12 protein-coding genes are annotated in these 10,909 nt (G+C 33.6%); 8 read left to right on the forward strand and 4 right to left on the reverse strand.

From position 1 onward, the window contains the following. Positions 1 to 205 precede the first annotated feature (205 nt). Positions 206 to 853 carry a flavodoxin gene (locus ABUA27_RS10185; protein ID WP_129980685.1) on the forward strand — a complete coding sequence of 216 codons (648 nt, stop codon included), beginning with the start codon at positions 206 to 208 and terminating at the stop codon, positions 851 to 853. Positions 854 to 891: 38 nt separating this feature from the next. Beyond that, entirely contained in the window at positions 892 to 1,761 is an 870-nt protein-coding gene (locus ABUA27_RS10190) for a diacylglycerol/lipid kinase family protein (protein WP_129980686.1), read from the forward strand. Here the strand turns inward: ABUA27_RS10190 and ABUA27_RS10195 are convergent. After that, positions 1,735 to 2,595 carry a LysR family transcriptional regulator gene (locus tag ABUA27_RS10195; RefSeq protein ID WP_129980687.1) on the reverse strand — a complete coding sequence of 287 codons (861 nt, stop codon included), beginning with the start codon at positions 2,593 to 2,595 and terminating at the stop codon, positions 1,735 to 1,737. The two genes, ABUA27_RS10190 and ABUA27_RS10195, sit on opposite strands and share 27 nt — an antisense overlap. 89 nt (positions 2,596 to 2,684) lie before the next feature. Between ABUA27_RS10195 and ABUA27_RS10200 the strand changes: the two genes are divergently transcribed. Further along, the gene (locus ABUA27_RS10200) at positions 2,685 to 4,400 is read left to right on the forward strand and encodes an ABC transporter ATP-binding protein (protein WP_349820655.1); all 1,716 of its coding nucleotides are present in this window, start codon (positions 2,685 to 2,687) and stop codon (positions 4,398 to 4,400) included. Further along, a complete protein-coding gene (locus ABUA27_RS10205) occupies positions 4,390 to 6,129 on the forward strand; it encodes an ABC transporter ATP-binding protein (RefSeq protein WP_349820656.1) in 1,740 nt (579 codons plus the stop codon). The genes ABUA27_RS10200 and ABUA27_RS10205 overlap by 11 nt, the downstream gene beginning before the upstream one ends. Positions 6,130 to 6,162: 33 nt before the next feature. Here ABUA27_RS10205 and ABUA27_RS10210 read toward each other — a convergent pair whose 3' ends face one another. Further along, positions 6,163 to 6,654, reverse strand: a complete 492-nt coding sequence (locus ABUA27_RS10210; protein WP_022425991.1) for a hypothetical protein — start codon at positions 6,652 to 6,654, stop codon at positions 6,163 to 6,165. 122 nt (positions 6,655 to 6,776) lie between these two features. Between ABUA27_RS10210 and ABUA27_RS10215 the strand changes: the two genes are divergently transcribed. The 4 genes from ABUA27_RS10215 to ABUA27_RS10230 all read left to right on the forward strand — a co-directional run bounded on the left by ABUA27_RS10215 (position 6,777) and on the right by ABUA27_RS10230 (position 8,514). After that, a complete protein-coding gene (locus ABUA27_RS10215; protein ID WP_349820657.1) occupies positions 6,777 to 7,493 on the forward strand; it encodes an acyl-[acyl-carrier-protein] thioesterase in 717 nt (238 codons plus the stop codon). Continuing rightward, on the forward strand, positions 7,490 to 8,062 hold the full coding sequence (locus ABUA27_RS10220) for a hypothetical protein (RefSeq protein WP_349820658.1): 573 nt from the start codon (positions 7,490 to 7,492) through the stop codon (positions 8,060 to 8,062). Before ABUA27_RS10215 ends, ABUA27_RS10220 begins: the two co-directional genes overlap by 4 nt. Before the next feature lie 99 nt (positions 8,063 to 8,161). Next, entirely contained in the window at positions 8,162 to 8,296 is a 135-nt protein-coding gene (locus tag ABUA27_RS10225; protein WP_275055329.1) for a DUF3791 domain-containing protein, read from the forward strand. Continuing rightward, positions 8,290 to 8,514 (forward strand): hypothetical protein, encoded by a 225-nt coding sequence (locus tag ABUA27_RS10230; protein ID WP_129980691.1) that lies wholly within the window; start codon positions 8,290 to 8,292, stop codon positions 8,512 to 8,514. The genes ABUA27_RS10225 and ABUA27_RS10230 overlap by 7 nt, the downstream gene beginning before the upstream one ends. A gap of 26 nt (positions 8,515 to 8,540) precedes the next feature. Here ABUA27_RS10230 and ABUA27_RS10235 read toward each other — a convergent pair whose 3' ends face one another. Both ABUA27_RS10235 and ABUA27_RS10240 read right to left on the reverse strand, forming a co-directional pair. Then, positions 8,541 to 9,410 carry an RluA family pseudouridine synthase gene (locus ABUA27_RS10235; RefSeq protein WP_349820659.1) on the reverse strand — a complete coding sequence of 290 codons (870 nt, stop codon included), beginning with the start codon at positions 9,408 to 9,410 and terminating at the stop codon, positions 8,541 to 8,543. Then, positions 9,407 to 10,210, reverse strand: coding sequence for a methyltransferase domain-containing protein (locus ABUA27_RS10240; RefSeq protein WP_006507106.1), 804 nt, complete (start codon positions 10,208 to 10,210; stop codon positions 9,407 to 9,409). Before ABUA27_RS10240 ends, ABUA27_RS10235 begins: the two co-directional genes overlap by 4 nt. Between the last annotated feature and the right edge of the window lie 699 nt (positions 10,211 to 10,909).

The following is a 10,909-nucleotide window of genomic DNA, read 5'->3' on the forward strand; positions in this document are numbered from 1 at the left end:
CCTGATCGTTGTTTATTTCAAGAGTTATTTTGAAGGGAGTTTGGGAAATTTTAGGAATCACTCTTGGTAAAAAGAAGTTTTAATTATTATCGGGAGTTGTTTTCTCTTTACGGGTACTATTATGCTTTTTATCTATGAACACATTGTGAACTCATTATTTTTTTTCTAGGAAATATGTTATAATGATGCCCGAGGAGGATTTTTTATGAAAAAGTCAATCATTACATTCTTATGTTTGATGTTGATCACATTATCAGGATGTACTTATAATACCAAATATTCAGAAAGTGATGCCCCCTTAACTATTACAGGTGGTCTCAGTGATACATTGATTGTATATTATTCATTCAATGGAGAAGAACGTGAACTCGCAAAACAAGTACAGTCATATACAGAAGGGGATTTACTTTGTTTACAGACTTCTAAGAAGTACTCTACAGACTTTAAAGAGAGAATTAAAGAACATAGAAAAGAAAGAGAAGCTTACGCAAAAGCACTTAAAGAAAATAAACATGATTATAAGAATAAACATGTATTAGATACATTACCTACTCTTAAAAATCAAATTGATGATATTAATCAATATAAGACTGTATATCTTATTTATCCATGCTGGGAAAAGGATGAACCTTTAATTATTGATTCATTCTGTATGGATTATGACTTATCAGGTAAAACAATTGTACCTATGTGTATAAGTGAAAAAAACTGGCGTGGCCATGTGAAATATTCCAGCAAGAAGAGTGTTGCTCACTTTAATAAGATGATACCAAATGCGAACTTTAAGCGTGCAAAGGCATTTACTGATGTCAAAGGCGTTAAAAAGTGGCTAGAAACTATTGATATGATCTAGACTGGATATGCATCCAGTCTTTTTTTTGGAGAACTATAATGAGACATATATTTTTACTTAAACCAGTGGATGATGATTATGATCATCATCCGTTTATAGAAACAATTAGAGAGGTGATGCAGGGTTATGATTATGACATATTCATGAGTACTTATCCTGATCATGCCAAGAAGATTATTAAATATTATAAAGAACCAACACGTTTTTATAGTGTTGGTGGGGATGGAATGTTGAACCAGGTCATTCAGGGACTTATAGGTACACCTCATGAACTAGTAGTTATTCCTTATGGAACAGGAAATGACTTCTTTAAGATGATTTCTAAGAATAATGATTCTAAAGAAGTACTTAAAGCATCTTTAAAGGGTAAAACAATTCCTATTGATACAGTGTTAATGAATAATCGTTATTTTATTAATAATGCATGTTTTGGTTGTGATAGTGTGATTGCGAATCATGTTCATGATGATGTGAAGATTCCTAAGATGTTTAAAGGACATCAATACGAGTATTCTATTCTAAGAAACTTTGTCCAGTATCCATTTTATCCTATTAAGATGACCAGCCATGGAACACTATTGTATGAAGGTCCTGTTACTTTATGTGCCTGTGCAAATGCGAAATATTATGGTGGGGCTTATAAGATTGCTCCTCGTGCATCATTAGAAGATGGTCTCATGAATATTGTGATTCTTGATCAAATTAATAAAGGACTTATTCCTTTATATATTAAGAAGATAGTAAGTGAAACACTTGATCAGGATAAACATGCTCATGTCTTTACTGTAGATGAAGTGGATGTAGAATCTCAGTATCCATGTAACTTAGATGGCGAAGAAGTAAAAGCATCTCATTATCATCTAGAAGTAAAGAAGAATAGTTTAAATCTTGTAGTCTTTGATAATTAAAGAAATAAATGTTTCTATGATTGGAGATAGTTCTTCTTTTCTTGTGATAAAGGCTGCAGATGTATAGAGACCCTTGTCTTTAAGTTTAGTATAGGTCTGTGAATTTAAGTCTATATATGGTATAGCTGCTTCTGGTATAATAACCACCTGATCTAATATTGAACCCCATACTAAGGCAGTACGTATATCATCTGTAATAATAGGGATATGTGGCTGGAATTGGAGTTCATTTAAACAATAATCTACTATAAACTGACGATAACGTCTGTGAATCAAAACAGGATCATCTCGATAATCAATGAGATGGTTCTTTTTTTCATTCACAAGAGTAGAAGGTCCTACCGCAATCATTGGTTCAGGTTTAAATAAAAATGATTTCACATTCGTAGAATCAAACGGTGTTCTGACAAACGCAATATCTATTTCATGAGCTAGCAAGGCATCCATCATCTCATAGGTTGTTCCTTCTTTCATATGAATATCTAACTTAGGATATTTCTTTCTAAACACATCCATATGATCATGTGTAATTAAATAACCATTAGAAGAAGTAATCCCAAAACGTAAGATCTGTGTGGCTGCTCCTTGTACTTCTTTACTTGTCTGTTCATATAAATTCAACATCTGATTACATCTACGATAAAATAAGTGCCCTGCAGGCGTTAATGTGATATGACGATGTCCTCTCTCTATCAGTATTGTATCTAATTCTTCTTCTATCGCTTTTAACTGCATAGAAAGAGGAGGCTGTGAAATATGTAATACACGTGCAGCCTGTGTTATAGTCCCTTCTTCTACAATTGTCTTAAAGTATTTCATCTGTTTTAGTTCCATATGTATCTCCTATAGATTCTATATAAAATATATATTATACATATAGTATAAAACAGGATTATAATGTTGCAAGGACAGGGAGGAAAAATATGTATATAATGAAATATTTAAAGCCTTATAAATGGCAGGCCATTTCAGGCTTTATATTTAAACTTATAGAAGCATTTCTAGAATTATGTATACCAATGGCTGTAGCTCTTATTATTGATAATGGTGTTGCAGTACATAATACAAACTATATTACAAAGATGGCTTTTGTAATCTTTGGTTTATCTACAGTAGGATATGCAAGTTCACTAGTGTGTCAGTACTTTGCGTCTCTTACATCACAGGGTGTAGGTACACTTATGCGTAAAGATATGTATCGTGCAGTTAACCGTTATGATTATCAGGATCTTGATATTATTGGTACACCTTCTTTAATCACAAGAATCACCAATGATATCAATCAGATTCAGTTAGCTGTTGCCATGGTTATTCGTTTATGTTCAAGATCACCATTTTTAATTATTGGTTCTTTGGTTATGAGTTTTGTGATTAACTGGCAGGTAGCACTTATCTTTGTGATTGTCGCACCACTTATTGCGTTTAGTATTTACTTTGTGATGAGTCATACAGCGCCTATGTATTCTCATATTCAGCATATTCTTGATGAAGTATCACTCATCACAAGAGAGAATCTTTCAGGTGTCAGAGTCATTCGTGCTTTTAACCAGCAGGATAATGAACAAAAACGTTTTGAATCAACAACCACAAAACAAAAAGAAGAACAGATCATTGCAGGTAACCTCAGTGCTGTATTAAATCCAGCTACTACAATCATTGTGAACTTTGGGATTATCGCAATTCTTTATATCTCAGGCTTTAAAATCAATGCAGGTAGTATGACACAGGGAGAAGTCATCTCTCTTATTAATTATATGAACCAGATCTTACTTTCTATGTATGTCTTTGCGAATGTTATTGTGATCTTAAATAAAGCCAGTGCATCATACAAAAGATGTGCAGATGTATTAAGTCAGAAACCAGATATTGTCCAGGGAATCAATGAGGCTCCAAGTGACTATCAGAACCTTATTACTTATGATCATGTTTCATTCTCATACTATTCGGGTAATGCCTTAACTGATGTATCATTCAATATCTTTCCAGGTCAGACAATCGGTGTCATTGGAGGTACAGGTTCAGGTAAAACAACACTTATTAACCTAATTCCTCGTTTTTATGATGTCGCTGAAGGTGAAATCCGTATCAAAGACCTTCCTATTAAATCATATAAGTTCAAGGATTTAAGAAATATGATTGGTATTGTGCCTCAGCAGGCCACACTCTTTGGAGGAACAATCAGAGAAAATATGCAATGGGGTCATCCTCATGCCACTGATGAAGAAATCTATGAAGCATTAGAACTTTCACAATCTAAAGAGTTTGTCGATAAGATGACAAAAGGCTTAGACACTTATATTGAACAGGGTGGTAAGAATGTATCTGGTGGACAAAGACAAAGACTCACTATTGCCCGTGCATTAGTCAAAAAACCAGAGATACTTATTTTAGATGATAGCGCCAGTGCACTAGACTTTGCGACAGATGCAAAACTTAGAAAAGCTTTAAGTACGCTTAATATGACAGTTATTATTGTTTCTCAAAGAGTGAGTGCTTTAATGCATGCAGATTCTATTGTGGTATTAAGCCATGGTGAAGTCGTAGGACAGGGTACTCATGATATGCTTATGAATACATGTGATGTCTATCAGGAAATTGTTATGTCACAGATGGAAGGAGGACAGAATAATGAAGAATAAAAGTACTTTAAAAAGACTTATGGCATTCTGTCGTCCTTATCGTATCTATCTTGTAGGTGCATTATTATTTTCTACAATTAATATTATATTCACTCTTTTGACACCAATTCTTATTGGGAAAGCCATTGACCAGATGATTGGTTATCATCAGGTTTTCTTCCAGGGACTCAGTCAAAAGATCTTCTATATTGCATTCTCTGTATTGATGACTGCATTATTCAACTATTTCTTAGTTAGAGCATCTAATAAGATGACTTATGAAATCACAAGAGATTTAAGAACAGAACTCTTTAAACAATATCAGATCTTACCTCTTTCTTATATCGATTCTCATACACATGGTGATATGATGAGCCGTATGATTGCCGATATTGATCAGATTTCAGATGGTTTATTACAGGGCTTTACGAACCTCTTTGGTGGTATTGCGACAATTTTAGGCACAATTGGCTTTATGTTATATGTGAATGTCAAACTGGCTTTGATTGTTATTGTATTAACGCCACTTTCTCTCATTGTCGCAACACTTATTGCGAAATATACATTCAAGTTCTTCCAGGAACAATTATCTATTCGTGGAGAAATGAGTGGTTTTGTAGAAGAAATGGTAGGAAACCAGAAAGTCGTCAAAGCGTTCCAACATGAATCAATCAATGAAGAGAAGTTTGATGAAATCAATGATCGTTTATTTAAGAGCGGTGTTAAATCACAGTTCTTAGGTGCACTTGCGAATCCTTCTACACGTTTCGTGAATGCGATTGTTTATGATACAGTATGTATCTATGGTGCCTTTAGTGTCATTGGTGGAGGTCTTACAGTAGGTGGTTTATCATCATTCTTGACTTATGCCAATCAGTACACAAAGCCATTTAATGACATTTCTAACGTATTTACTGAATTAGAAACAGCTTTAGCCTGTGCTGAGCGTGTCTTTAAGATTATTGATGAACCAGGTATTAAAAACCCAGAACATCCCAAGACTATTGATAATCCACAAGGTGTTATTGACTTAAACAATGTGAATTTCAGTTATACACCTGAAAGACCATTGATCACTGATTTTAATCTTCATGTCAATGCAGGTGAAACAATTGCGATTGTAGGACCTACAGGATGTGGTAAAACAACATTGATTAACTTATTAATGCGTTTCTATGATCCTCAAAGTGGTTCTATCTCTATTGATGGTATCAATACACAAACGATGGATCGTTCTTACTTAAGAAGTCTCTATGGTATGGTATTACAGGATACATGGTTATTTAAAGGTACTATTAGAGATAATATTGCGTATGGCTCAAATAATGCGACAGATGAAGAAATCGTTGAGGCTGCTAAAAAAGCCCATGCTCATAAATTCATTATTCAGTTAAAAGGTGGCTATGATGCGATGCTTGCAGAAGAAGGCAGTGACTTATCACAAGGACAAAGACAGCTTTTATCTATCGCAAGAATCATGCTCGCAAATCCACCTATGTTGATTCTTGATGAAGCCACTTCATCTATTGATACACGTACAGAAAGACAAATTCAGGATGCTTTTGATACAATGATGATTGGTAGAACAACCTTTATTGTAGCCCATCGTCTTTCTACTATTCAAAAAGCAGATCAGATTATTGTGATGAATGATGGACATATCATTGAACAGGGTAAACATGAAGAATTATTAAAGAAGAATGGTTTCTATCATAACCTTTACTATAGTCAGTTTGAAAAACCAGAGTAAATAAAAAAAGATTCCTCACGGAATCCTTTTTTATTAGCTTCTTCCTGTTACTGCTTTTCTTAAAAGCTGTTTATCAACCCAACGTGTAGAGAATCTAAAGTTCTTTTGCGCGAATACAAATGTGATTTCGTTATTTGTATTGAAGTTGATTTTCTTCATCTTACGATAATCGATAAGAAGACGACCTACAAGCATATTTTTTCTACCAACTAATACAAGGTTCGCAATCTGCATTGAATAGATGATTGAATAAATAGCCCATACACTTAAAGCGTTTGAAATGTAGTTCATTTTGTGAGCATTGTATGTTGAAATCATAAAAGCGATACAACCAAATAATACTACAAAATAAAGTACTGTAAGACCAATATAAAAAGCCTTACCTGCAGGACTCATACAGAATTTTAATGAATGATCTCTTTTCTTAGATTTAATAATAGTTACAACTACATTTACAATCATATATGTAAAGTAGAGACCAACGAGTCCAACAAGAAATGCAAGTATAATTAAAACCTGATCCATTCTGTTCTCTCCTTTATTCTTCTTATAATTATACATTGAACTGTTCAATTTGGCTATACCCTATTTGTATGGACAAATGAAAAAGAAGAAGTATAATACATAAAAAAAGGGGGAAAATGAAAATGTATACACTTCATTACACAATACAGAACGATCAATGTGACTATACAGGTCGTTTAAGAGATGAAAATATTTTTGTCTATTTCTCACGTATAGCAACTGTAGATGGTTCTTTATCAGGATTCTATAAAGAATCAATGAAGGGAAAGTATGGTTATGTTGTTTCTAAACAGTCACTTATATTAACTGAACCTATTTATGAAGATGATGAAATTACTCTTACTACAGAGATTGGACATTATTCTAATGTGATTTTTCCTCGATTCTACTATATAGAAAAAGAAGGTAGACGTATTGGTGAATGCCGTTCTATCTGGACTCTTATCGACCTAAAGAGACGTCGTATTACATCTCCTAAGCGTGCAGGATTAACTCTTCCTGATAACCCAGACTTGGTCAAAGAAGACCCAGAAACACTCTTTACGCAAGATGATAGACAATTAGTAAGTACTTATACTGTACCTTATAGTGATATAGATACAAATAGACATTTAAACAATACCCATTATTTACGTATCGCTTCTAACTTGATTCCTGTAGAAGCCTATGAAAATCATTTTATGGATTCTATTTCTATTAACTATAAAAAAGAAATACTCGCTCATCAGACAATTGAACTCTATCTTACTCATAGTGATGATACCTATATCATTGAAGGAGATGTAGAAGGAGAAAACTGCTTTATTGTGAAAATCCATATGAAGGAGTATACAAAATGAAAAAAGAACTTCCTATCATGATCTTTCATAAAGATAATCAAGACTATTATGGTGGAGACCAGGACTGGTTTTCAGATGAATGGGCAAGACGTGCAGGATGTGCAAGTGTCTGTGCTGCAGATATGGCCTGTTTCTATGAACATAAGCTAGATATCTCTTATCCGGATTTTCTAGAACTGATGACAAAGATGTTTAAACTCAATACGCCGGGTATTATGGGTTTCCCATATTTCTATAAGTTTGCGAAGAACTTTAAGAAGTATATGAAACATATTGGGTTAGATGTAGAACCTATTTATCAGAAGATTGCTGAATCCCCTGAACAGGGTGTACATTTTGTAAAAACAGCTATTGATCAGGGTCATCCTATTGGTATGTTGATCTTAACTCATGAAGCACAAATATTAGAAGAAGAAACATGGCATTGGATGTGTATTACTGGTTATGAAGAAACAGCATCTGATACATCTATTATCTTCTCATCATGTGGTGAACGTGTATGTGTGGGTGCTTCTACACTCTTTAATAAGAGTCATAAGAATATTGTGAAGCTAGTAACGTTTGATTAAGGTGAATTCATAATGCGTAAGGAAACAGAAATAACTTTCATGCAGACGAGATTAATTCGACTCGCTTCAGAAGAGTGGTAATTACTTGTTGAACAGGTTATTCACATATTTAAAAAATATGATGTTCTTGGATATATTGAAATAGGTTATGGGATATTTGGTTGTGAAGGTGATGAAGCTGTTCTTGATGATATCACTGATTTCTTGAAAAGAAAGGGTGAGAAGATATGGTGAAACTTTCAAAGGAAAGAATGGATTATACCATAGATCTTCTTATTGCGATGGTGGTAGAAGAAATTGCGGAAGAAACAGGTAAAGATAGAAAAGATATATTGATTGATTTCTTGTCCTCTAAAACGGGTAAATTCCTCTACGATGAAACTACAAAACTCTGGTGGAGTGGACCTTCATACATAGCTGAAATGTATATGCAGGAAATAACTAAGTCATAATGAAAAGGAGATGTTGCCATCTCCTTTTAAAATTCCATTGGACTATATAAATCAATCTCAAGATGAGTGATTGGTTCTTCAAACTTGATATAGGCTGCATGAAGTGCTAGACGTGGATAATCAGAGCCTTCATTATAAAGGGGATCACCTAGAATAGGATGACCAATAGAAGCCATATGAACACGGATCTGATGCTTTCTACCAGTCTCTAGACGACATCTTACAAGTGCATGATCTTCCTTATTCTCTAGACACTGGTAATAAGTCACAGCAGGAATACCCTTAGAATGAACACGCATCTTAGAAGGACTATGTCTATCCTTACCTAAGTTCTGTTCAATCTTATATTCCTTACCCTCTTTGATATGACCTTCTACATAAGCCAGATATTCTCTTTGTATCTCTTTAATAGACAATGCATGATCTAGATAAGCCTGTATTAAATGACACTTACAGAATACTACTAAACCGCTTGTATCATTATCTAAACGATGAATATAACGAACAGGAATATCATATCCCTGTGTCATATAATAAGCACTCACTCTATTAGATAAGCTGTCTGTCTTATGAGGATCATCTGGATAAACCGCAATCCCAATAGGCTTATTTACAACAAGAATCAGATCATCCTCATATACAATATCTATATCCTGAAAGTCAGGTGCATATGTTCCATCATCATGTTCATAAGCAAGAACATCTAATACATCATTTGTATGAAGTATAGGATTCATACTAAATACATGATTTACTTTATAGTCTTTATTCTGTTTTAATAAATGAATTGTTTTGCGTGATAAATGCAGATCTGCCCACAAATCAGATAAAGGACGATTTTCATATTCTTCATCAATAGTGATAAGAAGATGCTGTCCCTGCTTCTTTATTCTCATGGACGATATACAGTGACTTTGATATCAATAGTGACATCAAGTGCTTCTAATGTATCAAGAACATCACGCTTTTCTTTCTTGATATGATAATAATGTGGTGTCATCTTTAAAAGATTTAATGCATCTTCACGATTCTTAATAGAAATAGTCTTTTTAAAATCATGACTCTCTAATACATTAAATGGAAGACGGATATACTTATCAGACTTAGTCCTTACTTCATCATAAATCAAATGTTTAATTTCAATTAAATGATCTCTATTGGCAGTTACATGGATAATATAACCATCCTCTTTAATACATCTAGCAAGTTCTTCCTGATTCACTACAGTGAACATTGCGGTAATAACATCCATAGAATGATCAAGTACTGGAATATTCTTAGAATTACCTACAATCCAGTGAATAGACTTATCATACTGTGTAGCCATTCTTACAGCCAACTTAGAAATGTCTAAACCACAATAAGTATTCTCATCACCAAGAATCTGTTTCATACGATATGTATAATAGCCTTCACCACAACCTAGATCTAGGATATTTAAAGGACCTTCCTTCTTCTTGATTTCATTTACTACTTCAAAAAGAATAGGATCATAATAACCCTTATCAAGATAAGCTTTTCTCGCAATCAATGATTCTTTAGAATCACCTGGATTATTAGATGCCTTATCAGGATTTAAAAGTAGATTCATATACCCTTGACGGGCAATATCATAACAATGGTTATTAATGCATTTACATGTTTTACCTTCAATTTCTAAAGGTTCATGACATTTAGGACATGCAAGTATACTCATTTTTATTTACCTCGTTTCTATTACTTATTCGCAATGATATAATAGCATACTTTACTTGAAAGTTGTAAAATTAATATGAAAGAGAGGAATAACATGAACATAAAAAAAGCTTTTTCTAACAGTCTTCTTTCACTTCTCTATAAGAAGCCGCTTTCTAAAATCACCATAGGAGGGAACTATAAGTAACTGAATATATCGACCATTGTGTTTGATCGTGTTTAAATATACTCATACGAGGGAGTGTTAAAATGAACACATCAAATATCTAAAATTATAAACCAAAGGATTTTGCTGAACTTTTAGGCGTATCTGTTAAGATATTATACCGTTGAGATAGAGAAGAAACTTTAAAGGCAAACCGAACCCTAACCCTAACTAATAAGTATTTACTAAATCAAGTTGCATTTTTAAGATAGTTTTGTAATGCAAAAGAATTATTTGAATAACCACAGACCACAGGTTAGTGAAAATTAAATTTTATTAACGCCGATTAAAAGGCGTTCTTGAAGCTGAACTTGATGCATGGATTTTCCATTTGTACTATAATTAGATTAGAAATCAGATGGAGAACTCATGCAGGATATTGTTTCAATACTTCATGTATTCTCCTGCAGGCTGTAAAGGGCTTCGTAAGTATAAAAAACTGATAGAAAGGGATGAGGAAATTGCTGAAGAGCTTCAAGACGGAAATAAATCCAA

Origin of the sequence: Catenibacterium sp. RTP21428st1_D7_RTP21428_210409, assembly GCF_040227455.1 — a bacterium.
Lineage (GTDB): Bacteria > Bacillota_I > Bacilli_A > Erysipelotrichales > Coprobacillaceae > Catenibacterium > Catenibacterium mitsuoka_A.

What these genes read in the sequence shown, in the direction of transcription:
- ABUA27_RS10185 (WP_129980685.1), top strand. Translation starts at nt 206, where the DNA reads ATGAAAAAGTCAATCATTACATTCTTATGTTTGATGTTGATCACATTA.
- ABUA27_RS10190 (WP_129980686.1), top strand. Translation starts at nt 892, where the DNA reads ATGAGACATATATTTTTACTTAAACCAGTGGATGATGATTATGATCAT.
- ABUA27_RS10195 (WP_129980687.1), bottom strand. Translation starts at nt 2,595, where the DNA reads ATGGAACTAAAACAGATGAAATACTTTAAGACAATTGTAGAAGAAGGG.
- ABUA27_RS10200 (WP_349820655.1), top strand. Translation starts at nt 2,685, where the DNA reads ATGTATATAATGAAATATTTAAAGCCTTATAAATGGCAGGCCATTTCA.
- ABUA27_RS10205 (WP_349820656.1), top strand. Translation starts at nt 4,390, where the DNA reads ATGAAGAATAAAAGTACTTTAAAAAGACTTATGGCATTCTGTCGTCCT.
- ABUA27_RS10210 (WP_022425991.1), bottom strand. Translation starts at nt 6,654, where the DNA reads ATGGATCAGGTTTTAATTATACTTGCATTTCTTGTTGGACTCGTTGGT.
- ABUA27_RS10215 (WP_349820657.1), top strand. Translation starts at nt 6,777, where the DNA reads ATGTATACACTTCATTACACAATACAGAACGATCAATGTGACTATACA.
- ABUA27_RS10220 (WP_349820658.1), top strand. Translation starts at nt 7,490, where the DNA reads ATGAAAAAAGAACTTCCTATCATGATCTTTCATAAAGATAATCAAGAC.
- ABUA27_RS10230 (WP_129980691.1), top strand. Translation starts at nt 8,290, where the DNA reads ATGGTGAAACTTTCAAAGGAAAGAATGGATTATACCATAGATCTTCTT.
- ABUA27_RS10235 (WP_349820659.1), bottom strand. Translation starts at nt 9,410, where the DNA reads ATGAGAATAAAGAAGCAGGGACAGCATCTTCTTATCACTATTGATGAA.
- ABUA27_RS10240 (WP_006507106.1), bottom strand. Translation starts at nt 10,210, where the DNA reads ATGAGTATACTTGCATGTCCTAAATGTCATGAACCTTTAGAAATTGAA.